Annotated in this window: 25 protein-coding genes, 1 tRNA gene and 1 pseudogene; 7 read left to right on the top strand and 20 right to left on the bottom strand. The window is 60.4% G+C overall.

Annotation, left to right across the window (positions count from 1 at the left end):
* Positions 1-9: 9 nt before the first annotated feature.
* The 3 genes from ACDZ94_RS25210 to ACDZ94_RS25200 form a co-directional block, all read right to left on the bottom strand.
* A complete protein-coding gene (locus ACDZ94_RS25210) occupies positions 10-696 on the bottom strand; it encodes an SOS response-associated peptidase family protein (RefSeq protein WP_407016828.1) in 687 nt (228 codons plus the stop codon).
* 120 nt (positions 697-816) lie between these two features.
* Complete coding sequence (locus tag ACDZ94_RS25205) at positions 817-1293, bottom strand: YkgB family protein (RefSeq protein WP_064452557.1); 477 nt, start codon at positions 1291-1293, stop codon at positions 817-819.
* Positions 1294-1634: 341 nt separating this feature from the next.
* Positions 1635-1721, bottom strand: a tRNA-Leu gene (locus tag ACDZ94_RS25200).
* A 134-nt stretch (positions 1722-1855) separates the two neighbouring features.
* Between ACDZ94_RS25200 and ACDZ94_RS25195 the strand changes: the two are divergent.
* Positions 1856-2032 (top strand): annotated as a pseudogene (locus ACDZ94_RS25195) (VOC family protein); the annotation flags it as partial.
* Between the two features lie 92 nt (positions 2033-2124).
* Here the strand turns inward: ACDZ94_RS25195 and ACDZ94_RS25190 are convergent.
* The gene (locus tag ACDZ94_RS25190; protein WP_064452556.1) at positions 2125-2406 is read right to left on the bottom strand and encodes a hypothetical protein; all 282 of its coding nucleotides are present in this window, start codon (positions 2404-2406) and stop codon (positions 2125-2127) included.
* 183 nt (positions 2407-2589) lie between these two features.
* Here ACDZ94_RS25190 and ACDZ94_RS25185 point away from each other — a divergent pair, with 183 nt between their 5' ends.
* Positions 2590-3048 carry a GFA family protein gene (locus ACDZ94_RS25185; RefSeq protein ID WP_064452555.1) on the top strand — a complete coding sequence of 153 codons (459 nt, stop codon included), beginning with the start codon at positions 2590-2592 and terminating at the stop codon, positions 3046-3048.
* Positions 3049-3050: 2 nt separating this feature from the next.
* On the opposite strand, the gene ACDZ94_RS25180 is transcribed toward ACDZ94_RS25185, so the two are convergent.
* On the bottom strand, positions 3051-3578 hold the full coding sequence (locus ACDZ94_RS25180) for a DinB family protein (protein WP_432751797.1): 528 nt from the start codon (positions 3576-3578) through the stop codon (positions 3051-3053).
* 122 nt (positions 3579-3700) lie between these two features.
* Between ACDZ94_RS25180 and ACDZ94_RS25175 the strand changes: the two genes are divergently transcribed.
* Positions 3701-4393, top strand: coding sequence for a DUF533 domain-containing protein (locus ACDZ94_RS25175; RefSeq protein WP_432751796.1), 693 nt, complete (start codon positions 3701-3703; stop codon positions 4391-4393).
* On the opposite strand, the gene ACDZ94_RS25170 is transcribed toward ACDZ94_RS25175, so the two are convergent.
* The 10 genes from ACDZ94_RS25170 to ACDZ94_RS25125 form a co-directional block, all read right to left on the bottom strand.
* Positions 4390-5211: a hypothetical protein gene (locus ACDZ94_RS25170; RefSeq protein WP_064452552.1), complete on the bottom strand. Its 822-nt coding sequence runs from the start codon at positions 5209-5211 to the stop codon at positions 4390-4392. The two genes, ACDZ94_RS25175 and ACDZ94_RS25170, sit on opposite strands and share 4 nt — an antisense overlap.
* Positions 5212-5229: 18 nt before the next feature.
* Entirely contained in the window at positions 5230-5577 is a 348-nt protein-coding gene (locus tag ACDZ94_RS25165) for a DUF2493 domain-containing protein (RefSeq protein WP_064452551.1), read from the bottom strand.
* A 65-nt stretch (positions 5578-5642) separates the two neighbouring features.
* Positions 5643-8357 carry a magnesium-translocating P-type ATPase gene (gene mgtA, locus ACDZ94_RS25160; protein ID WP_432751795.1) on the bottom strand — a complete coding sequence of 905 codons (2715 nt, stop codon included), beginning with the start codon at positions 8355-8357 and terminating at the stop codon, positions 5643-5645.
* A gap of 235 nt (positions 8358-8592) precedes the next feature.
* Positions 8593-8901 (bottom strand): hypothetical protein, encoded by a 309-nt coding sequence (locus ACDZ94_RS25155; RefSeq protein WP_259746045.1) that lies wholly within the window; start codon positions 8899-8901, stop codon positions 8593-8595.
* A gap of 317 nt (positions 8902-9218) precedes the next feature.
* Positions 9219-9830, bottom strand: coding sequence for a LysE family transporter (locus ACDZ94_RS25150; RefSeq protein ID WP_407016825.1), 612 nt, complete (start codon positions 9828-9830; stop codon positions 9219-9221).
* 73 nt (positions 9831-9903) lie between these two features.
* Positions 9904-10695: a helix-turn-helix domain-containing protein gene (locus tag ACDZ94_RS25145; protein WP_432751794.1), complete on the bottom strand. Its 792-nt coding sequence runs from the start codon at positions 10693-10695 to the stop codon at positions 9904-9906.
* Positions 10696-10743: 48 nt separating this feature from the next.
* A complete protein-coding gene (arsH, locus tag ACDZ94_RS25140; RefSeq protein ID WP_432751868.1) occupies positions 10744-11433 on the bottom strand; it encodes an arsenical resistance protein ArsH in 690 nt (229 codons plus the stop codon).
* A 9-nt stretch (positions 11434-11442) separates the two neighbouring features.
* Positions 11443-11913 carry an arsenate reductase ArsC gene (locus ACDZ94_RS25135; protein WP_221294842.1) on the bottom strand — a complete coding sequence of 157 codons (471 nt, stop codon included), beginning with the start codon at positions 11911-11913 and terminating at the stop codon, positions 11443-11445.
* A gap of 13 nt (positions 11914-11926) precedes the next feature.
* The gene (locus ACDZ94_RS25130) at positions 11927-13210 is read right to left on the bottom strand and encodes an arsenic transporter (protein WP_432751793.1); all 1284 of its coding nucleotides are present in this window, start codon (positions 13208-13210) and stop codon (positions 11927-11929) included.
* Positions 13211-13229: 19 nt separating this feature from the next.
* Positions 13230-13586 (bottom strand): metalloregulator ArsR/SmtB family transcription factor, encoded by a 357-nt coding sequence (locus ACDZ94_RS25125; protein WP_064452544.1) that lies wholly within the window; start codon positions 13584-13586, stop codon positions 13230-13232.
* Between the two features lie 177 nt (positions 13587-13763).
* Between ACDZ94_RS25125 and ACDZ94_RS25120 the strand changes: the two genes are divergently transcribed.
* The 3 genes from ACDZ94_RS25120 (at position 13764) to ACDZ94_RS25110 (ending at position 15054) form a co-directional block, all read left to right on the top strand.
* Positions 13764-13979, top strand: coding sequence for a hypothetical protein (locus tag ACDZ94_RS25120; RefSeq protein WP_064452543.1), 216 nt, complete (start codon positions 13764-13766; stop codon positions 13977-13979).
* A 71-nt stretch (positions 13980-14050) separates the two neighbouring features.
* On the top strand, positions 14051-14746 hold the full coding sequence (locus ACDZ94_RS25115; protein ID WP_064452542.1) for an AzlC family ABC transporter permease: 696 nt from the start codon (positions 14051-14053) through the stop codon (positions 14744-14746).
* Positions 14743-15054, top strand: coding sequence for an AzlD domain-containing protein (locus ACDZ94_RS25110; protein WP_064452541.1), 312 nt, complete (start codon positions 14743-14745; stop codon positions 15052-15054). The genes ACDZ94_RS25115 and ACDZ94_RS25110 overlap by 4 nt, the downstream gene beginning before the upstream one ends.
* A gap of 107 nt (positions 15055-15161) precedes the next feature.
* Here ACDZ94_RS25110 and ACDZ94_RS25105 read toward each other — a convergent pair whose 3' ends face one another.
* Positions 15162-15419, bottom strand: coding sequence for a hypothetical protein (locus ACDZ94_RS25105; protein WP_064452540.1), 258 nt, complete (start codon positions 15417-15419; stop codon positions 15162-15164).
* A gap of 109 nt (positions 15420-15528) precedes the next feature.
* On the opposite strand from ACDZ94_RS25105, the gene ACDZ94_RS25100 reads away from it, so the two are divergent.
* Positions 15529-15882 carry a hypothetical protein gene (locus ACDZ94_RS25100; RefSeq protein WP_128589283.1) on the top strand — a complete coding sequence of 118 codons (354 nt, stop codon included), beginning with the start codon at positions 15529-15531 and terminating at the stop codon, positions 15880-15882.
* Between the two features lie 144 nt (positions 15883-16026).
* On the opposite strand, the gene ACDZ94_RS25095 is transcribed toward ACDZ94_RS25100, so the two are convergent.
* From ACDZ94_RS25095 to modC, 4 genes are all read right to left on the bottom strand, one after another.
* Positions 16027-16731, bottom strand: coding sequence for a YoaK family protein (locus tag ACDZ94_RS25095; protein ID WP_221294841.1), 705 nt, complete (start codon positions 16729-16731; stop codon positions 16027-16029).
* Positions 16732-16800: 69 nt separating this feature from the next.
* On the bottom strand, positions 16801-18435 hold the full coding sequence (locus tag ACDZ94_RS25090; protein ID WP_432751792.1) for an ABC-F family ATP-binding cassette domain-containing protein: 1635 nt from the start codon (positions 18433-18435) through the stop codon (positions 16801-16803).
* A 124-nt stretch (positions 18436-18559) separates the two neighbouring features.
* Positions 18560-19609: a DNA topoisomerase IB gene (locus ACDZ94_RS25085; protein ID WP_064452537.1), complete on the bottom strand. Its 1050-nt coding sequence runs from the start codon at positions 19607-19609 to the stop codon at positions 18560-18562.
* Positions 19610-19683: 74 nt separating this feature from the next.
* Positions 19684-20763: a molybdenum ABC transporter ATP-binding protein gene (gene modC / locus ACDZ94_RS25080; protein ID WP_221294840.1), complete on the bottom strand. Its 1080-nt coding sequence runs from the start codon at positions 20761-20763 to the stop codon at positions 19684-19686.
* Position 20764: the final 1 nt, after the last annotated feature.

Genomic DNA, 20764 nt, shown 5'->3' with positions numbered 1-20764 from the left:
TCCTTCACGCTATCGCCGGCTGATTGGCCGGATCAGTTCCGGCCCTTGTTTGCGCACGTTGCCCACGGCTGGGTCAACCTTGAACCATTCGAAGGCCTCTGAGGGTTCGCCCTGGTGCAGCACCATCTGCTCGGCGCGCGCCTTTGGCGTGGCCGGGTCCAGCCATTCGCGCGCGAGTTCCGGCGTCAGCACCACCGGCCGGCGGTCGTGAATGTCGACCATACCGCCAGCACTGTCGGCGGTGATAATCACGAAGCCGTCATGTTCGCTCGGACCTTCATCGGCATCCGGCAGTTGGCCAATGGACGCACACAGGACCGGGCAGCCATCCCGTCTACGGATCAGGTAAGGCTGTTTCTTCGGCCCACCTTCATCTACCCACTCAAACCAATTGTCGATAGGCGTAATTGCCCGGTGTGGCCAGATCGCCCGGAAGAACGGGCTGAGTGCGACCTTCTCGACGCGCGCATTGATTGGCGTGGCGCGGTCCTTGGCCCAATGCGGCCTCCATCCCCATCGCACCGGATCGGCCAGCAGCAACTCGCCCTGGACGTGCAGCAGGGCTACCTGGGTTGTCGGCGCCACGTTGTAGTGCTCGATCGGCTGGTCACCCACGCTGCTCGCTAAAGCATTGGGCATGCCAAGCGCGGCAACGAAGTCGTGAATGCCCCGGTACTGTGAAAGTCTTCCGCACATGGCCCAGCCCTCAGTCGCTTTGAGCTTAGACAATCGTGGTCGGACGGGGCCTCATTTCATTTACGACTGCCGCTATTTCTTAGCGTGGTACTTACTCACGATGGCCAGTGTGGCATCAGGCTATTTGGCGCATGTGGTCAGTTGTTGCGCCGCGTTCTTGAGCAGCACCAACGAACCGGCCATCAACACCAGGTCCTTGATCAGAAAAGAGCTGGCGCCGCCCATGGCCGGGAAGCCACCCGCCGAAGCCTCCCAGCCGCCCGGAGTAGTCAGGAGCAGACTGGCGGTTGTCAGATAGGTCACAGAGGAGGCGGCGGCGGCAATCAGCGCGATCCTTGGCGACCATGCACCGATGGCCAGGCCAAGGCCGATAGTCCATTCAGCGGTGCCTAGCGCATAACTTGCGCCCTGAGTGCCAAATACACCGTACATCCAGGAAAGAAGGGGGCTGTGACTGATCAGCGGAATCAATGCCTGGGCTTCGTAATCAAACCATTTTGTGTAGCCAAACATAAGGAATATCAAGACCAGCACCCAGCGCATGAACTCGACTTCAAACGGCTGGCGGAGAAAACGGGAATACATTGATGAAGGCATGGGATTTCCTATAGGTCAGTGAGCGTTGTAGACCTAGAGTTCGCTAACAGCGCTGCGTTACAGATTTTGTAAGCGTTTTGAAAAGAAATTATGAAAGGGGGATTTTCGGCCGGCCACCATGCCCACCAAACCTTAATGGGCATGCGCCGCGAAGTGATTGGCCAGAGCTGGACCAGTAAGCTGGACCGTGGCCCGTCATTTGAGATATTCCAGCACCATGAAGATTTGGTGTTCGTTCGGCAGGACGCCGTGGAGGGACCGCTGCGAAGCGGGCTCTGGAATTGCGGAGCGGAAAAGATAAGGGCCTGCATGAAGTTCATCATGCAAGCCCTTGATATCTATGGTGCCCGAACCCGGAATCGAACCGGGACGCCCTTACGAGCGGGGGATTTTAAGTCCCATGCGTCTACCAGTTTCGCCATTCGGGCGGCAGCGCGGTGCAGCAGGGTTGGGAATATATAGACCCAAGCGTTTGGATGCAAGGTTGAAAGCTCGTTTCTTGCACTGATGCAAAGCTGAAAAAGCTTGTCAGATCAGTGATCTACACCGGTAGCCTGGCTTTATGGCGAGGCTTTTCGCACCTCCCGTCATGGCGATAAGTGACGCGCGCTTGATCCGCCGGCATCACAACGGGCTGGCCGTCGTAGCCAGCAACCGTTCAGCGATCCTGGCGTTTCAAGTGGATGATGTGGAGGCGCTTCTGCTCCAGGCCAGCAACGCGGAAGTGATGATGCCTGTGACGAAAATGCCATGGGGCAATACTTCCGCGCTGATTCAGGATCCTGATGGGAACCTGGTGATTATCTTTTCAGCACCTGATGAGTCGAGCAGTCAAACAAATGGCTGCCCGCTGAATCCGCGTGGCAAACGCTGCAATCCGGGCAGGTCGGTCAGGCGTTGTGTCCATGCACTGCGCCAGTCACTGGCGGTATGGGGTTTGGCTTTGCGCGCGGTGCGGCGGGCGGCATTGCGCTGGGTACGACGCGCTTCTTTGTAGGCGTCGGTATTACGGCAGGTACGGCATTTGACTCGGTTCAGCTCGGTGCTGGAAGGGAGGTCGGTGCCGTGGTGGCCGCAGGCCAAATGCCCGGCGACCTTGAAGTGAGTGACCATGTAAGCGTCTCCTTCTTATGGGGGAGCGCGCATCCCAAAAGCAGCGGTTGCGCGCAAGCGGGGCGGGGCAGTAACCCCGGCGCCTTATAGTTACGACCCCATGTGCGGCGCAGCGTTCGGTTTTGCCCTTGCGCGGGTTTACGTTAGCCTGTCAGGCCAAAAAACATAAAAAAGGAATGAATGATGAGCGTCGAAAACCTGCCGCTGGAAGGCAGTTGCCGCTGTAACCGGGTGCGTTTCAGCATCAGCCTGCCACCCGTTATCACCATGGCGTGCCACTGCAGCGGTTGCCAGAAAATGACCTCCAGCGCGTTCTCCCTCAGCGCCCTGATTCCCGCGGCCGGCTTCACCGTCACCCAGGGCTGCCCGGTTATCGGCGGCTTGCACGGTGTGGACCGTCACTATTGCTGCCCGCATTGCATGAGTTGGCTGTTTACACGCCCCCATGGCATCGACGAGTTCGTCAACGTGCGTGCGACCTTGCTGGATAACGCCCGCGACTACGTGCCGTTCATGGAAACCTGGGCCTGTGAAAAACTGCCTTGGGCCGCCACGCCTGCCGTCGAAAGCTTTGCGCAATTGCCCGAGCCGCAAGACTTTCCGCGCTTGATGCAGGCCTACGCCGCGTTCAGCGCCGGCTGAAATCAGTCAATCAGTGCCAGCAGGTCCGTATCGCCGACATCCACACCCGCCTGGGTCAGCAGCGTCGTTGCCTGGCCCCGGTGGTGGGTCTGGTGATTGAAAAAATGCACGAGCAAGCTGAAGAACGGTTTGTTCGCCCGCATACCGCGCATGTTGTGGTAGTGCAGGCGATGATCCAGGTCGAGCTCGCGAAGGCTGTGTGCCCAATCAATGATCAGTTGATCCAGCCAGGCGCGACGGTCCGACAGTTCGCCAAGCGTGCCGAAGGCCACCTGCTTCAAATCCACAGGCATGGCCAGGCTACTTAGCGGCGCCAGGGCCGCAAAGCCTGCCGGGTGCTGGGCAAACCGCTTGAGCCAGACCGTATCGCCTAATGTCAGGTGGTTCAGCGTGCCAAGGATCGAGCCGAAAAATGCGTGTCGGTCCGCCGCCAACTGCGTTTCTGTCAGCGTGCTCGCGGCGTCATACAGCTTGCGGTTCATCCACTGGTTGTAGTTGGCCATCAACGCAATGTGCTCGATGCGGTTCACAGGTGTGCTCTCTTGGCGGGATGACCCCATCATAAAGCGTGCCCGCCCGGCGGTCATGGTGTTCCCGCCGGAGCGGTCTATGGTTGATGAACGCCACTACTACGCTCCGGGAGAGCAACACGATGAACACCAGCGATCTACTCGAACAATTGCTACGCGCCGGGCAGCCAAGCGGCACTTCCTCAGGCGGCGGCCTGGGTGGGCTGTTGGGTGGTTTATTGAAAGGTAACAACACCGGCAGTGCCCCGGCCGGCGGTGGTCTGGGTGGGTTGCTCGGCGGGCTTGGCGGTTTGTTGGGCGGTGCGCCCGCCAGCGGTACGACGCAAGCACGTGCCGGTGGGATGAACTACGCAGCGCTGGCATCCCTGGGGATGGCGGCTTTTCAGGCATACCAGGCTTGGCAGCGCCAACAGGCAACCGCCCCGCAGCAAGCCTTCCAGACGGTCGACCAACTTCAAGGCCCGGAAGCCGAGGCCCACAGCCATGCGCTATTACGAGCCCTGATCGCCGCAGCCAAGGCGGATGGCAAGATCGACGATCAGGAACAACAGATGATTTCTGCCGAGATCGGCCGCCATACCGATGACCCGCAGTTGCAACAGTGGCTCGACGCCGAAGTCGCCAAGCCACTGAGTGCAGCCGATTTTGCCGAGTATGCCCATGACCCCGCGCTGGCGTCGGAGATCTACCTGGCCAGCGTAATGCTGGTCAATGATCAGCAGGGCGCGGAGCGCACCTACCTGGACGAACTGGCGGGGCAGTTGCAACTTGACCCACAGTTGCAACTGCACCTGGAGCAGCAGGCCAAACCTTAGAAGCGCACGGTCGCGCCGGTGGTCAACCACTGGTTACGGTCCCCGGTCAGGCTTTGCCCGACGACCACGTCCACATCGACCAGTTTGCCAACATGGAACCGCGGCCCGGCCTGCCAGGCCTGGTCGCCGCCTTCCTGGCCATAGCGCTCACCGATCAGCGTCAGTGCATCCGCCACCTGATACTCGAAGCCGGTGCCCCAGGTCAGGCGATGGTTTTGCTCGCCGCCGTTATAGGCATGTGTCCAGCCACCGTTGAGGTTCAGGCGCAGTGCTTGAATGGGTTGCCAGGTCAACGGCACATTCAAGTCCGCACCGTCGAACGCATGTTGGCGGTCCAGCGCAAAATGGCTGGTGGCAGACACTGCTATCTGCAGCCCCAAGTCTTCTTGTGACCACACCTGCGCCTTTACTTGCGGGCTGACCTGGGTCTCGGCATCGCCTGCATTGCTGGCGCGCGACAGCGCGGCGCTCCATTGCACATAGGGCAGTGCGCTGAACGTGCAGGCCGGGTTCAGGGTTTGGCTATGGATGTTGCCCTGGTGGCGATCGGCTGTGTACCAGGCGTCAACATTGCATTCGCCCGGCTCGTTAACCGCACCGTCGTCGACTACATAGGCGCCGCCGGCCGCCTGGGCTTTCGAGAACAGGGCGGTCAGCAAAATAAGGCCCAGGGTTGTGCCAATAAAGATCAGGTTACGTTGCAGCGCGCGGCGCTTGGCCGGTGGCAACAGCAACAGGGTCTGGCGGGCTCCGCGGTAATGACGCGCGCGATATTTGGCAAACCCGTCCGCGTGTTGAGGGGTGTGTTTTTTGTGCATGATGCACCTCGCTTGAATTCAGCTTTCTACGGTCAGCACCGAAATGCCGCTGGTTTTGGCTTGGCAGACCAACTCCGATGTGTCGTCACCACCCGGCAGGGCGATGATCACGTCGGGCCGGCTGTCGGTCAGCATGAAATGGTTGCGCTGGCGTTCCGCCTGCTTGCCATGGCGTTGCCAATTGGGCGGGTAGCGCACCACGTCGATGCCGATTTCTCGCGCCCATTCCTCGATGTCGCTGCCCAGGAATTGGTTGCCGCCGTGAATCAATACCTGCACGGGGCGCAGGCGGTGGTAAGCGTCCAGCACTTGGCGGGACTTTTTGGTGTCGGCGTAATGACGACCTGCACAGATCAAGACGCGCATAGGGAGTGTCCTTGTGTTGCACGGTGGCGGCCGGGCGACCGCCACCGTTTAAACGGCGGGGGTGATCAGTACCACTGCTTGAAGCGGCGGATGTAGATCGTCTTCATCAGTTGGGCGACGCAGCAGTAGGCGAGCAGGGTGCCGACCAACCATGGGAAGTACGCCAGCGGCAACGGCTCCAGGCCCACCAGGGTGCCCAGCGGCGAGAACGGCACGTAGATCCCCAGCCCGATGACGATGGCGGTCATCATCAACACCGGCCAGGCGGCCGTGCTCTGGAAGAACGGGATCTTGCGTGTACGCAACATGTGCACGACCAGGGTTTGCGAGAGCAGCCCCTCGATAAACCAGCCGGACTGGAACAGGGTCTGCATTTCCACGCTGTTGGCGGAGAACACGTACCACATCAATGCAAAGGTGGTGATGTCGAAGATCGACGAGGTCGGCCCGATCCAGATCATGAAGCGGCCGATGTTTTTCGCATCCCACTTGCGCGGTTTGGCCAGGTATTCCTTGTCCATCTTGTCCCATGGCAAGGCCAGCTGGGAGATGTCGTACATCAGGTTTTGCAGCAGCAGATGGATCGCCAGCATCGGCATGAACGGGATAAACGCACTGGCGACCAACACCGAGAACACATTGCCGAAGTTCGAGCTGGCCGTCATGTTCAGGTACTTCATGATGTTGCCGAAGGTTTCGCGGCCCTTGAGCACGCCTTCTTCCAGCACCATCAGGCTCTTTTCCAACAGGATGATGTCGGCGGATTCCTTGGCGATATCAGTGCCGCTGTCCACCGAAATGCCCACATCGGCATCACGCAGCGCCGGTGCATCGTTGATGCCGTCGCCGAGGAAGCCCACGGTGTGGCCGTTGGCTTGCAACGCTTTGAGTACCCGGGATTTCTGCAGCGGCGTGAGCTTGGCAAACACTGTGCGCTCTTCCACGCGGCGCAGCAGGGTTGCGTCATCCATCGCTTCGATTTCCACGCCGAGCAGCGGCTGGCCAGGCTCGAGGCCGACCTGACGGCAGATCTTGCTGGTGACCACCGCGTTGTCGCCGGTCAGCACTTTTACCGCTACGCCGATTTGTTGCAGTGCGGCAATCGCCGGGCCTGCGGTTTCCTTCGGTGGATCAAGGAATGTCAGGAAGCCCTGGATCACCAGATTGCGTTCATCGGCCGTGGTGTACTGCTGGCGCGCCAGTGCTTTCGGGATGTTGCGGGTGGCGACGACCAGTACACGGAAACCATCTTCGTTGTAATCGTTCGCCAGCGTCAGCAACTCTTCACGGCGGCGCTCATCCAGCGGGACGGCGTCGCCACCTTCCATGACGTGCGTGGAAATGCTCAGCATCTCTTCCACCGCGCCCTTGCACACCAGCAACTGGTCGCCGGCGGCATCCTTGACCACGATCGACAGGCGACGGCGTACAAAGTCGAACGGCAGTTCATCGACTTTGCTGTAGGCAAACGGCACCTGGAACTTCGGGTTCTGTTCCGAGAACTGCACCACGGCCTGGTCCATCAGGTTTTTCATGCCGCTCTGGTGAAAGCTGTTGAGCCAGGCCAGGGACAGCACTGCATCATCACGTTGGCCAAAGGCGTTGACGTGATGCTCGAGGATGATCTTGTCCTGGGTCAGGGTGCCGGTCTTGTCGGTGCACAGCACGTCCATTGAGCCGAAGTTCTGAATCGCGTTGAGGCGCTTGACCACGACTTTGCGCTTGGCCATGGCGTTGGCGCCTTTGGCCAGGTTGGCGCTGACGATCATCGGCAGCATTTCAGGGGTCAGGCCAACGGCGACCGCCAGTGCAAACAGGAACGCATCGCCCCAGTCACCTTTGGAGAAGCCATTGAGGAAGAACACGATCGGCACCATCACCAGCATGAAACGGATCAGCAGCCAGCTGACGCTGTTCACACCACGATCGAAAGCGGTTTGCACCCGCGAGCCGACAATCGCTTTGGCCAGGGAGCCAAAGTAGGTGCGTGGGCCGGTGGCGACTACTACGGCTTTGGCGCGACCACTGACGACGTTGGTGCCCATGAAGCAGATGTTCGGCAGGTCCAGCAGGTTGCCTTGGTCGGCCGCTGCCGGTATCGCGGACTTTTGCGTGACGTCGCCGAGGGTGTCGTACTTCTCGACCGGCAACGCTTCGCCGGTCAGCACGGCCTGGCTGATAAACAGGTCGCGGGACTCGATCAGGCGGATGTCGGCCGGGATCATGTCGCCGGCGGAAAGCTGCACGATGTCGCCCGCCACCAGGTCGCGCATCGGTACTTCACGCAGGGTCGGCTGGGCGCCGACTTGCTCACGACGCAGCACCGTGGCCGTGGTGCGCACCATGGCTTTCAGGGCTTCGGCGGATTTGGCCGAGCGGTGCTCCTGCCAGAAACGCAGCAGGCTGCTGAGCAAGACCATGAGCATGATGATGATGACTTTGGTCAGGTCGACTTCTTCACCGGCCTGCAGCGGCAACCAGTAGTCAGTGACAAAGCTGATGCCGGCCAATGTCAGCAGTACGTAGATGAACGGGTTGTTCAGTGCCTGCAGGAACTGGACGATGGCGTGAGGCGGCTTGTCATGGGCCACTTCGTTGTAGCCTTCGCGTTGCAGACGCGCCGAGGCGTCCAGTTCGGTTAAACCATCCTGGGTGGCTCGCACATTGGCAAGGGTGGCCGATAGGCCGTTCTGGGCTTCACGGGCGGCACGCATCGACAGTTTGGTGTCGGTAGCGGTGCCATTTTTCTTGTGCAGAGGCGTGTTTTTTACGGCGCTCATTGTCTGTACTCCTGTCGCCAATTCTCGACAAAACATACCTGGTACTTACCTGAATACAGGCGAGCGAAAGCATGCCGAGCCGCGGACTTCGCGATCGGTTTAAATAAGGTGTCTACATAACTTCTAGTGTGCCCGCCAAGCGCGCGTTAATTAACTAACGCGCAGCGGGCTACTACTGGACGTGTTCATAAAGAACTCCAGAACATCAATTAGAAAGTTGCTGTTTCCAGCCGGGTTAAGCGGCGCGAGTGCTCACGTAAAGTCCGAGCATCAGGCCAGCGTGTGCCAGTCTGGAAACCTTCGGTCTCTGCGGGTCTTGAGGGTCGGCGTGATCCCATTGCTGCAGCAATTGGCCGCTGGCAGGGCAGACACGCCAATGCGCCAGCGGGGGAGCCGGGCGCGCTTGGTCTTTACTTGCTGGGGGGAAGGGTGCAGCAAAGGCTGCGCGAGTAGGCGAAAAGCCCACGGGCTCGCGGCACAGCTTGGCGCGCAAGGCTGCGGCCAGCGTACGAACATCAGGTAAAGCAATGAGTTGGAAGGTCATAACACACCTCGGGACCGGACGAGCGACCGGTGAGGCAGTTACGGTGGAGCATCAAGCTCTAGCGCAGCTTACCGGACCTGGAAGGCGAGTCCTGTCATATTCTGGGTTTGGCGCCCGATGCCCGCAATAGCGGTGCTCGGACAGCGACTAGATACTGTGTCCATTGGCTTCTTTTGTGAGGTTTAAAAAAGGCCCCAGTTGTGGGCAGGGGCAATCTACTCAGACGGTTACAAAATGTCAACGCATGATTAATTAAAATACCCTGTGTTCAGAGTTCATTCAGATTAGCCGCGGCGCAAGTTACGCACTATATAACTTCATATGCCATGTACCGCCAGAACGGCCAGATAGATCAATACCCCACCACACGTGCCATAACTGATGCGCTGCCACAACGCTGATGCGTTCTTGCGCAGCAGGTTGACCAGCGCGGCAATCAGAAAGCATGACAGCACCGACGCGAGCATGAACCCTGCAAAAAACATCAGGGTTTGCCCGTGGCTGGGCGTGGCGCCGACGATGCCGGACAAAGCGCTGCCCAGCGCACCCCAGTAAATAATGTTCTTCGGGTTAGCCAGGGAAATGGCCGCCCCCACCGCCAGCGCATTGCGCCCGGAACTGGCCGGTGCGTGACTGGGTTCGGGCAAATGCCAGGCATCGATCAGGCTGCGCACGCCCAGCCAGGCCAGGTACAGCGCGCACACGATGGTCAGCGGCACGCGCACTGCATCATGTTGAATCAGCAGGGCGATGCCGGTGAGGCCGATCACCGCCCACACCGCATCGCCCACCAGTGAGCCGATCTGCACCAGCAGGGCTGGCGTAAAGCCGTGGAGCAAGCCACGGCGCAATGTCTCTGCCAGCACCGCGCCGGGAGAAAGGCAAAACACAAACCCGAATACCAGCGCGTAAAAAAAGATCGTCAACATGCCCGCTTTCCTTCAAAAGAGGCGGGCAGTGTGGTGTCTGTCGAGGCAGGCGTCTTGAACCAGATTGCGCTGTTCAGCGTTTCAACACGCTTTCATAGCGGCCAGGAGTGATGCCATAGGCGGCGCGGAAGTGTCGATTGAGGTGGCTTTGGTCGGCAAAGCCCAGGCCATGGGCGACGTCACTGGCCGAGATGCCGTTGCGCAACAGTCCTTTGGCGCGGCAGGTACGCAGTTGCATGGCCCACTGCCTGGGGCTCATACCGGTTTCTTTTTGAAAGACACGCAACAGATGGAATTTGGACAGTCCCAATTCATTGCCCAGCTCGTCCAGGGGCAGTGACTGATGCAGGTGCGAGGCGAGCAATTCCTGGGCGCGACCGATCATGCGGTTGCCGGTGTTGGTGCTGCCAGGCAAGCGTACACCGCTGACGCCGACCACTTCTCCCAACCGTAACACCAGGGCTTCCTCATTGAATTCGCGGACCCACGTATCGTTGCTCAAGGCGCCTTTCACGGCCGCGGCCACCCGTTGCGCGAGGTCAGGTTGAAAGCAGAGCGAGCGATCAAACTCCAGGTGCGACAGCCCCAGGTCAGCCGCCAGTTGATCCGCGGTGACGTACAGGCTGACAAAGTGCCAAGGCGCTCCCTCAGCCGCGCCGCCGCCCTGGATCTGACCCGGGTTGTACAAGGTGATGGTGCCCGGCCCGGCCTCGAACTCCCGGCGATCGAGCCAGACTTTTTCCTCACCGACAAGGTTGACGCCGATCACGCACTCATCATGGCTGTGACGGGCAAAGGTCAGGCCGGTGCAGGTGGTGCTGCTGACTTCGTAGTTGCCCAGCCAGGCGTGTTGAATGGCGCTCATCATTCAGCTCGGGAAGCGGTTTGCTTGAGCATACGCTGGTAGGGTCGATCAAATCGACCGTTGGTTGACCCGCTGCGACAGCTCATCAGCGCTTTCCTTGCGCTCCGAGTAACGGTCTACCAGGTCCGGGCGGTCGCGCAGTAACAAGGTGAACTTCACCAGCTCCTCCATCACATCGACGACGCGGTCGTAAAGCGCCGACGGTTTCATGCGGTCCTGGTCGTCGAACTCCATGAATGCTTTGGGCACCGAGGATTGATTGGGGATGGTGAACATGCGCATCCAACGTCCGAGCACGCGCAGTTGATTGACGGTGTTGAAAGATTGCGAGCCGCCCGACACTTGCATCACTGCCAAGGTCTTGCCCTGGGTGGGCCGCACGGCACCCAACGCCAACGGCACCCAGTCAAGTTGCGCCTTGAACACTGCCGACATCGAGCCGTGACGTTCGGGGGAGCACCAGACCTGGCCTTCGGACCATTGCATCAGGTCCAACAGCTCCTGGACTTTGGGGTGATCGTTGGGTGCATCATCAGGCAGAGGCAGCCCGGACGGGTTGAAAATCCGAGTGTCGGCACCGAAGTGGCGTAACAGGCGCGCGGTTTCCTCCACCAGCAAACGGCTGAACGACCGCGGCCGGGTGGAGCCGTAAAGCAACAGGATGCGCGGCGGGTGAGTCGGCCCGGTATGCAAGGGTGTTGACAGGGTTGTGTCTAGGTTAGGCAGCGTAGTCATCAGGTTCTCCGGCTACAACCGTGCGATGCGGTCGAGCTCAGCCTTCAGTTCAACAGGGCCCAGCCGGGCAAAGGGCAGGGCGAAAAACGCCTGGCAGCGGGTGGCGATGATGCCCATCGTTGCGTTGAACGCGGCGTTGAGATGTTCATCGTCGCCCTGAACATCGGACGGATCTTCCAACCCCCAGTGCGCCTTCAGCGCCGGCCCGAAATACACCGGGCATGCCTCTCCGGCAGCCTTGTCGCACACGGTAATGACCAGGTCCGGCGGGCTGCCTTCAAAGGCATCATTGCCCTTGCTGTACAACCCTTCGGTGCTGATGCCCGCCGCCTGCAACGCGCTCAGGCTGCGCGGCAGGACCTGGCCCTTGGGGAAACTGCCGGAGCTGATCGCCTCGAAGCCTTGCGGCGCCAAGTGATTGAATACCGCTTCGGACAGGATGCTGCGACAACTGTTCGCAGTGCACATGAACAGGACTTTCATTTCGGTATCTCCTTCAGATACTCAGGCGCAAAGCGAGGGCGGCGAGGGTGATCAACAGCACCGGCAAGGTCAGCACGATCCCGACCTTGAAGTAGTAACCCCAGGTAATGGTGATGCCTTTGCGCGCCAGGATATGCAGCCACAGCAACGTCGCCAGGCTGCCGATGGGGGTGATTTTCGGGCCCAGGTCACTGCCTATTACGTTGGCGTAGATCATCGCGTCCTTGACCACACCGACCGCATGGCTGGACTCGATGGACAGCGCGCCGATCAATACCGTCGGCAGGTTATTCATCGCCGATGACAAAAGGGCCGTCAGCACACCGGTGCCCATGGCCGCGCCCCACACGCCGTAAGTGGCGAAGGTATCGAGCCAGGTCGCCAGGTAGGTGGTCAAGCCGGCGTTGCGCAGGCCGTAGACCACCAGGTACATGCCCAGAGAAAAGATCACGATCTGCCACGGCGCGCCTTTCAACACTTTGCGCGTGGAAATCTTGTGGCCTTTGGCGGCGATGACCAGCAGCAATACGGCGCACACGGCGGAAATCGCACTGATGGGAATGCCCAGCGGCTCCAGGGCGAAACAGCCGACCAGCAAAATGCCCAGTACCCACCAACCGGCGCGAAAGGTCGCGCGGTCATGGATGGCACTGGCCGGGTCTTCCAGGTCGGCCGGGTCGTAGGCCTGGGGAATGTCGCGGCGGAAAAACCACAGCAGCACCGCCAGGGTGGCGGCAACACTGACGAAGTTCACTGGCACCATGACGGCGGCGTATTCGTTGAAACCGATCTTGAAGTAATCCGCCGAAACGATGTTCACCAGGTTCGATACCACCAACGGCAAGCTCGCCGTGTCCGCAATAAACCCGGCGCCCATGACGAATGCCAGGGTCGCCGCCGGGGAAAAGCGCAGCGCCAGCAGCATCGACATCACGATAGGTGTCAGGATCAGCGCCGCGCCGTCGTTGGCAAAGAGTGCCGAGACCAGTGCGCCGAGCAGCACCATGTAGGCGAACAGCCGTCGACCACGCCCCCGGCCCCAACGCGCCACATGCAGCGCGGTCCAGGCAAAGAACCCGGCTTCATCGAGTAACAGGCTGATGATGATCAGCGCGACAAAAGTGCCGGTAGCGTTCCAGATGATGTGCCACACCACCGGAATGTCAGACAGGCTGATGACCCCGCACGCCAGGGCCAGGATCGCCCCCATTGTTGCACTCCAACCCACCCCAAGGCCCTTGGGCTGCCAGATGACCAGGACAATGGTGAAGATAAAAATCGCAATTGCGACAAGCATGAGTAAACGCTCCGATGGCTCAGCAGCAATTGCTGGCGCGTTGTGGTCTGTCGCCCATTGCATCCAGACGCAGCGCGTCGTTTTGCAACCATGGCTGGTTGGCTTGCAAAGTGGTGTCGAGCACCTGTGTCACCCAGGCGGGCAATGCCGGATTGATGCGGTAATAGACCCATTGGCCCTGGCGACGGTCCTGCAACAACCCACAACTGCGCAGTTGCGCCAGGTGGCGGGAGATTTTTGGTTGACTGTCGTCCAGAGCATGGATCAGTTCGCACACGCAAAGTTCGCCCTCGCGCAGGATCAATAACGTCAAGCGTGCGCGGGTGGCATCGGCCAGGCATTTGAACAGGGTGGGCGGGGAGAGGAGGTCAGACATGATCAAGATCTTTATATATATGATTATTCGAATATACGTATAGCCATATATGTAGGTCAAATCCTGAATTCGTTTGATGTGGATCAACCGCCGGCAAAACAGCCACAACTGACTGAAATTAAACTGAAACACGCATGTCCTAAAGTGCCAGCCATTACTGATGAAGGAAGAACCCGCGTGACCCGTGCCACTCGCAACCTGCGCAAGACCCTCGATTCCGTCGCGGATAACAACGAAACCGCGGCGTTTGACCTGATGCGCGCCGTCGAAAAACTCAGTGATGAAGTGCTGCGCCAACGGCTGCTCAATACTATTCACCGGCTAAACCAGGATGCCTACGAGCTGCGCGAAGCGCGCGACTCGGTTGAACAGGTCTCGGTAAGGCTCGCCTGAGCACGATCGTTCAAGACAAGCTCCGTATGACGCTGGCATGCTTGTCGACTGTCTGTCGATGAGCCGTCTCCATGCCTACAGCCTTACCTCATTACGCCTTCGGACGCGGCGCAATTGCCGTTATTCCGCTGTCCCTGGCCTGTGCCCCTTGGGGGCTGCTGGCCGGCTCCATGGCCATTGATGCGCAATTTACCCCGCTGCAAGCCCAGGGTTTGTCCGCCATTGTCTTCGCCGGTGCAGCCCAGTTGGTGGCTATCGGTATGGTCAAGGGTGGCGCCAGCCTGATTTCGATTGTGCTGACCACCTTGCTGCTGACTTCCCAGCATTTGCTCTATGGCATGCACATGCGCCCGACACTCTCATCGCTTAACACTCGCTGGCGCATGAGCCTGGGGTTTCTGCTGACCGATGAGTTCTTCGCCCTGGTCAACCACTATGACCGTGAGACCTTCAACCGCTGGTATGCCCTGGGCGTTGGCCTGACGTTCTATATCATCTGGAACCTGTTTACCCTGGCCGGCATTGTGCTTGGCAAAAGCATTCCCGGCCTTGATCAATTGGGGCTGGAGTTTTCAATCGCCGCGACGTTTATCGCGTTGATCACCCCCGTAGTGCGCGACTTGCCCACCGTGGTGTGCGTCGCAGTTTCCCTGCTGTGCTCGGTATGGCTGAGTTACCTGCACTGGGAGTCGGCGGTGGTGGTGTCCGGCGTGCTGGGGATGAGCGCAGGGTTTGCCTGCAAACGACTGGGAGTAGGGCTGAAATGATCTACATCATGATCGTGGCCATGGGCCTGGTGGTGTTTCTCAACCGTTACCTGTTTATCGAGCCACGCCTGCCGGTACGCCTCAACCGCGGCGCGCGCGAGTTTCTTGGGTTTGCGGTGCCGGGCATGCTCACGGCGATTTGCGGGCCGATCATTTTCCTCGCGGATCACACGCTCAACCTGAGCCCGGCCAACCCCTACTTGCTGGCCGGCATCTGCGCCGTGGCATTGATGTTCTGGACGCGCAGCGTATTGATCACCGTGCTGCTGAGCATGGCGTTGTTCTATCTGTTTCGCTGGTGGCTCTGAATCAGGGGCGAAAAAAAGCCCGCGGGAGAGCGGGCAGAAGGGAGACTTCTTAAAAATGAGCCTGTTGACTATAGGCGTCGTGGTGTCCCTTCACAGTGAAACTAAATTCATTCGGCGGCCGGTAACGGCTTCTTCTTGGCCTTCGCTTCAGCCGCCAGGCATTCCAGGGCGAACTGCTCGGTGTAGGTCATCTGGATCGGCGTGCTTTCGCCCTTGACGGTGCGCTCGCCATCGAGAATGTAGCGGATGCGCTTGTCCGTGACGCCGATACGCTTGGCGATCCACGCGGGTGTCTGGCCAATGCGGCTGACCAGCTTGTCGGCGTAGTCGGTGGAAGGGTTGTAGCGCTCGGCGTTGGGGGTCATCGGGTTTCCAGGTAGAAGCGAGGTTGCAAGTAGGCGACAGGGTGACTGAATAATCCTTGGGTGTCGCTGGCTAATGGTAGAGTCGCATTTTTTACAAGGAGGCGATGGCATGCACAAGGTGGTAATTGGCGCATTGGTAGTGGCTGCACTGTCCGGTTGCGCGGGCTCGAAGATGAAAGACGCGCGCGCAGGTCAGCCTTACAAGACCCTGGCGTCGGACAAGGCCACGCTGGTGGTTGCCCAATGCATTCAGTTCGGCTGGCAGGACGAAGCGGTATTTGGCGTAGACGCCGGGGGCTTCAAGGAACCTCTTGAGGCGGGTGGTTTTACCGTCTACACCACCGGCGGCGATTATTTTGTCGACGTGCGCGCCGCAGGCGCGGGTTCCAGCGTGAACTACTACGCGGCCCAGGACACGATGCCGGCTAAACGCCGTTTGGCTGCACTCGCAACCTGTCTGTAATCCTTTGCCTTAGTGATATTCGGAAATGCCCGGCGGGACAGCTGGCAGGCATTGGCTTATCATTCTTTCCGCTCGCTCGACGTGATAGCTCTTTACCAGTACACGGATGTCGAGGCCGAAACGTCGGGCGGGCCTCCTTTCTTCTTAGCGTGGCATGTAGCCCAGGTGCCAGCGCCGAGGAATCTTCAGCGACACCAACCCCAGCAAGGCGGCCAATGCGCCACTGACCAGCAGCGCCTTGAGGCCAAGCTGATGCTCCAGCACCGCGCCGATCACCGCGCCCACAAACATCCCGGCCCACGGCACCAGTTGCACCCGCCAACCGTTGCGTCGCTCCCCGAGCATCCAGCGCCCGAGCCCGCGCCCAAAACGTGACAGCGCACCGGTCACATACGTCAGGCCTACCGGCAGGCCGTTGACCTCTTCCACCGCGGCATTGAGCATGCCCATGGCCGTAATCGCTGCCAGCAGCGCAGGCAAGGCATCGTCATAGGGCCACACGGCTGCGCCACACAACAAGGTGGCGATGCACATCAGCAACGGCAGTGCATGCCGCCGACTGAGCCGGCTGACCACCACGCCCAAGGCGTTGCCAACCACAAACACCAGCACCAGCAACAGCAAGCGCCCGGTCAGGCCGAGGTCACCTGCGCTGATCGCCACCGCCAGGCGCGTGGTGTTACCGCTCATGAACGAGACAAAATCACCGCTGGCCATAAAGCCAATCGCATCGGTCATGCCTGCCAGCACGGAAAGGCTGGCCACCAGCATCAAACCGACCCGCCCGCGCCAGCGTTGGCGATGGGCGAGCGCCGCATTAGCGTAAGGTCTGTGGGATGAAGGCAGCATGGGGCCGGGCTCCTCGGTGAGATTATTCGGCCACCACCGTAGTGCGCTTTGGTTGCGCATGCAATGACCTCAGACACACACCAGTCGCCATCCCGCTGGCTGCCAGATCAAGTGATGGGTTGGCCGAATCGCCTGCACAAACGCTTCGTCGTGTGACACCGCGACCACTGCGCCAGTAAAACCTTGCAGTGCCTGTTCAAAAGCCAGCACCGATTCCAGGTCCAGATGGTTAGTCGGCTCGTCCAGTAGCAGCAGTTGCGCCGGTACTTCACGCCACAAGGCAATCGCCATCGCAGCCTTCAAACGCTCACCGCCACTCAGTCGGCCGACGGGTTGAGTGACGCGCACGGCATCCAGTTGCAGCAAGGCCAGGCGCGTGCGCAGTTGCGCTTCGGCCAGCGGAGTGTCGAGTAGATTGAGCTGCTCCACGATGCAACGCTGATCGTCCAACAGCGCGAGCTGTTGATCGATATACGCACAGGGTACGTGCACCGCACAGTCGCCGCTGACCGCCTGCCATTGGCCCGCAAGCAGTTTGAGCAACGTGGATTTGCCGCACCCATTTGGGCCGCGCACGGCCACGCGTACCGGGCCCATCAGGTCGAGCGTGACGTACGCCGAAGGTTGCCGTGGGTCGAGCCATGGCAGTTGGGCGTTTTCCAGCGTCAATACGTGTCGTCCGTTGGGCAGGGCCGAACCGGGCAGTGCAAGCAGGGTGGGGCTTTCATCGACAACACGCGCATAGGCTTCGCGAACGTGCCCATCAAGCTCGTTTTTATACGCGTGATGAGCGCTGCGGACCGTGCTGACGATTTCTTTGGCAGCGCCTTTCCAGCGGGCCTTGGTAAACCGCGAGACATTGGCGGTCTCCGCGTGTTTGCGCGCGTGGGCGGCACTGCGTTGCAGGCTGTCGTGATCCTTTTGCAGGCGCTTGCGTTCGCGACTGCGATCCAGGCGAGCGTGCTCAAGTGCGGCAACCGCAGCCTGTTGTTCGGTGTCGCGTTGCCGGCGATAGGCATCATAATTGCCGCCGTACACCCGTGCGCCGAGGGGCGAAAGCTCGATGATGCGCGCCAGGGTATTGAGCAACTGCCGATCATGGCTGACCACCACCAGGCCACCACGCCAATCGCCCAGGATGTTCAGCAGCCATTCGCGGCCGGCGCTGTCGAGGTGATTGGTGGGCTCATCCAGCACCAGCAAATCCGGCGCCGCCAGCAGCGCACCTATCACGGCGACCCTGGCCTGTTGGCCGCCACTCAACTGATCGGCCGGGGCGTCAAAACTGAGCGCTTGCAAACCTGCGCTATCAAGTGCTGCGCGCAGACGTTCGGCAAGGTCCCAACGATCGTCGATCACTTCGAGGTCATCGGCCTGGGGTGCGCCCCCGGCCATGCGCTCAAGCGCGGCCAGGGCCTCGGCGGTGCGGGTGAAACAGGCGACGCTTGCTCCCGCTTCAACCACCGGGTTCTGTGCGACGTACGCCACGCGGGCCTTACGGTCGAGCATGCCGAAGGAGGGCGTCAGCGCCCCGGCGATCAACTTCGCCAGGATACTTTTGCCCCGACCATTACGGCCGACAATCCCGGTGGGCGTGTGATCAATCGACAGGTTCAAATCTTCCAGCAGGGTCTCGCCATTGGCGAACTGGAAGGACATGTGTTGCAGGGATACGAGTACGGGCAGCCGTTTGACGTCAGTCATCAGCACCTCCAAAAAAATGTCGAACAGGCCAACAAGCACGCAGGGCGGCTCGTTGCAGATACATTTTGGAAGGCTTAGTTGTTCACGTCGGCGGTCATCCCGTGAGTCAGAAGGGACGCGAAGGCTAACGCACCTTGGCGTTCTTCGGCAAGTCAGCGGCCAATTGTTCGAGGAACATCGCCAGGGCGACTTCCTCGGCTTTCAAGCCCGTGCGCTTGCGCGGTTTTGGCAAACTGGACAGTTCACCCAGGCTGAAATGCTCCAGCACCGCCGGGTGGATATAGCACTTGCGGCACACTGCCGGGGTGTTGCCCAGTTGCTTGGCGACATCCTTGACCATGGCCACCACATGCCGCTTGGCGTCGGATTCCGGTTGCCACGCCAATTCTCGCAGCACCGCCAGCGCCATCGCGGTACCGGCCCAGGTGCGGTAGTCCTTGGCGGTGAAGTCGGCGCCGGTCAGGCTGTGCAAATACGCATTCACGTCGTGGGAGCTGACCGTGTGGCGCTCGCCGGCTTCGTCCAGGTACTGAAACAGGTTCTGCCCCGGCAATTCCAGGCAACGCTTGACCACCGTGGCCAGGCGTCGGTCCTTGACGCTGATCTGATGCTCGACGCCGCTCTTGCCGCGAAACTGGAACTGGATCTCGCTGCCCTTGACGTCCACATGCCGGTTGCGCAGGGTGGTCAACCCGTAGGATTTGTTGTCGCGGGCGTATTGGGTGTTGCCGACACGGATCAGCGTGGCATCCAGCAGCATCACCACCGTGGCCAGGACTTTCTCGCGCGTGAAGCCTGGGGCGGCGATTTGCGCCTCCAGTTGCTTGCGCAGTTTGGGCAAGGCATTGCCGAATTCCTGCAGCCGCGAATACTTGTCGGTGTCGCGCACCTCACGCCAGCGCGTGTGGTAGCGGTACTGTTTACGACCGCGCGCATCGCGGCCGGTCGCTTGCAGATGGCCACGCGGGTCGGCGCAGATCCACACGTCGGTGTAGGCAGGCGGCACGGCCAGGGCATTCAGGCGTTTGATTTCCTCGGCATCGGTGATGCGCTGGCCTTTGGCGTCGACATACTGAAATTTGCCGCGCAGCTTTTTACGGCGAATGCCGGGCTGGGTGTCGTCAACGTAATGCAGGTCGCGGGGCAGGTCGGCAGTCAGGGCAGAGTCGGGCATCGTGCAAATTCCTTGGCAACGGATCAGGCCGGTATGTCTGATTGACCGCAGGGTTTTGCGCGCGTGCAAAAAAGTTAAGCGAGTACCGCCACTGCCTTGATTTGCGCCCACAGCGTCTGGCCGGGATGCAGTTGCAACTGGTCGCGGGAGAAGCGGGTGATGCGCGCCAACAGCGGCGTACCCCCGGCGTCCAGGCGCACCAGCACATGGGCGCTGTTATCCGCCGAAATGTCCTGAGTGACCGTCACCGGCAGGCGGTTGAGGATGCTGGTGTGTTCCTCAGCCTGCAGGCTGAGGCTGACGTCTCGGGCCTGCACCTTGATGCGTAGCTGTTTGCCCAACGCCAGCGGTGTATGGGCGACGCGCATGCTCAACGCACTGTCGGGCAACTGCAGGGTGAGCAACTGATAATGCTCGTCATATGCGCTGACGCTGCCATTGATGACCACGCCGGCGTCATCGCCCAAGGCCAGGGGTAAATCCAGGCGCGCCAGGGTCTCGCCGATGGGGCCGCTGGCCAGGGCCTTGCCGTCGCTGAGCAATACGATGTGATCGGCCAGCCGCGCCACTTCGTCCTGGGCATGGCTGACGTACAGCACCGGGATTTCCAGTTCGTCGTGCAGGCGCTCGAGGTACGGCAGGATCTCGCTTTTGCGTTGGCTGTCCAGGGCCGCCAGCGGTTCATCCATCAACAACAGCCGGGGGCTGGTGAGCAATGCGCGGGCGATGCCGATGCGCTGGCGCTCGCCGCCGGACAAATGCTGCGGGTGGCGCTCGAGCAGGTGGCCGATGCCGAGCAATTCGGTCGCGTGGGCCATGTCCACATGACGCAGCCTGCGTGGGATGCGCTTGAGGCCGAACTCCAGATTGGCGCGTACCGACAGATGAGGAAACAGGCTGGCTTCCTGGAACACATAGCCCAAGGCACGTTTGTGCGGCGGCACAAACAGCCCCTTGCGACTGTCTTGCCAGACCTCATCATTGACCTGGATAAACCCGTCTTCGGCGCGCTCCAGCCCGGCGATACAGCGCAGGCAAGTGGTTTTGCCGGAACCGGAATGGCCGTACAGCGCGGTGACACCGCGGCCGGGCAAATGCAGGTCGACGTCCAGCGCAAAGGCGGAATAGTGAAGGTTCAGGCGTACCTCAATCATC

Source organism: Pseudomonas sp. UBT (assembly GCF_050915955.1).
Classification (GTDB): domain Bacteria; phylum Pseudomonadota; class Gammaproteobacteria; order Pseudomonadales; family Pseudomonadaceae; genus Aquipseudomonas; species Aquipseudomonas antarctica_A.
Note: the sequence above shows the minus strand (reverse complement) of the source record. Positions and strands in the feature narration are given on the sequence as shown.

Excerpts from the sequence above, each read along its gene's own strand:
- ACDZ94_RS25210 (WP_407016828.1), bottom strand. The coding sequence starts at position 696 with ATGTGCGGAAGACTTTCACAGTACCGGGGCATTCACGACTTCGTTGCC.
- ACDZ94_RS25205 (WP_064452557.1), bottom strand. The coding sequence starts at position 1,293 with ATGCCTTCATCAATGTATTCCCGTTTTCTCCGCCAGCCGTTTGAAGTC.
- ACDZ94_RS25190 (WP_064452556.1), bottom strand. The coding sequence starts at position 2,406 with ATGGTCACTCACTTCAAGGTCGCCGGGCATTTGGCCTGCGGCCACCAC.
- ACDZ94_RS25185 (WP_064452555.1), top strand. The coding sequence starts at position 2,590 with ATGAGCGTCGAAAACCTGCCGCTGGAAGGCAGTTGCCGCTGTAACCGG.
- ACDZ94_RS25175 (WP_432751796.1), top strand. The coding sequence starts at position 3,701 with ATGAACACCAGCGATCTACTCGAACAATTGCTACGCGCCGGGCAGCCA.
- ACDZ94_RS25170 (WP_064452552.1), bottom strand. The coding sequence starts at position 5,211 with ATGCACAAAAAACACACCCCTCAACACGCGGACGGGTTTGCCAAATAT.
- ACDZ94_RS25165 (WP_064452551.1), bottom strand. The coding sequence starts at position 5,577 with ATGCGCGTCTTGATCTGTGCAGGTCGTCATTACGCCGACACCAAAAAG.
- mgtA (WP_432751795.1), bottom strand. The coding sequence starts at position 8,357 with ATGAGCGCCGTAAAAAACACGCCTCTGCACAAGAAAAATGGCACCGCT.
- ACDZ94_RS25155 (WP_259746045.1), bottom strand. The coding sequence starts at position 8,901 with ATGACCTTCCAACTCATTGCTTTACCTGATGTTCGTACGCTGGCCGCA.
- ACDZ94_RS25150 (WP_407016825.1), bottom strand. The coding sequence starts at position 9,830 with ATGTTGACGATCTTTTTTTACGCGCTGGTATTCGGGTTTGTGTTTTGC.
- ACDZ94_RS25145 (WP_432751794.1), bottom strand. The coding sequence starts at position 10,695 with ATGAGCGCCATTCAACACGCCTGGCTGGGCAACTACGAAGTCAGCAGC.
- ACDZ94_RS25135 (WP_221294842.1), bottom strand. The coding sequence starts at position 11,913 with ATGAAAGTCCTGTTCATGTGCACTGCGAACAGTTGTCGCAGCATCCTG.
- ACDZ94_RS25130 (WP_432751793.1), bottom strand. The coding sequence starts at position 13,210 with ATGCTTGTCGCAATTGCGATTTTTATCTTCACCATTGTCCTGGTCATC.
- ACDZ94_RS25125 (WP_064452544.1), bottom strand. The coding sequence starts at position 13,586 with ATGTCTGACCTCCTCTCCCCGCCCACCCTGTTCAAATGCCTGGCCGAT.
- ACDZ94_RS25115 (WP_064452542.1), top strand. The coding sequence starts at position 14,051 with ATGCCTACAGCCTTACCTCATTACGCCTTCGGACGCGGCGCAATTGCC.
- ACDZ94_RS25110 (WP_064452541.1), top strand. The coding sequence starts at position 14,743 with ATGATCTACATCATGATCGTGGCCATGGGCCTGGTGGTGTTTCTCAAC.
- ACDZ94_RS25105 (WP_064452540.1), bottom strand. The coding sequence starts at position 15,419 with ATGACCCCCAACGCCGAGCGCTACAACCCTTCCACCGACTACGCCGAC.
- ACDZ94_RS25100 (WP_128589283.1), top strand. The coding sequence starts at position 15,529 with ATGCACAAGGTGGTAATTGGCGCATTGGTAGTGGCTGCACTGTCCGGT.
- ACDZ94_RS25095 (WP_221294841.1), bottom strand. The coding sequence starts at position 16,731 with ATGCTGCCTTCATCCCACAGACCTTACGCTAATGCGGCGCTCGCCCAT.
- ACDZ94_RS25090 (WP_432751792.1), bottom strand. The coding sequence starts at position 18,435 with ATGACTGACGTCAAACGGCTGCCCGTACTCGTATCCCTGCAACACATG.
- ACDZ94_RS25085 (WP_064452537.1), bottom strand. The coding sequence starts at position 19,609 with ATGCCCGACTCTGCCCTGACTGCCGACCTGCCCCGCGACCTGCATTAC.
- modC (WP_221294840.1), bottom strand. The coding sequence starts at position 20,763 with ATGATTGAGGTACGCCTGAACCTTCACTATTCCGCCTTTGCGCTGGAC.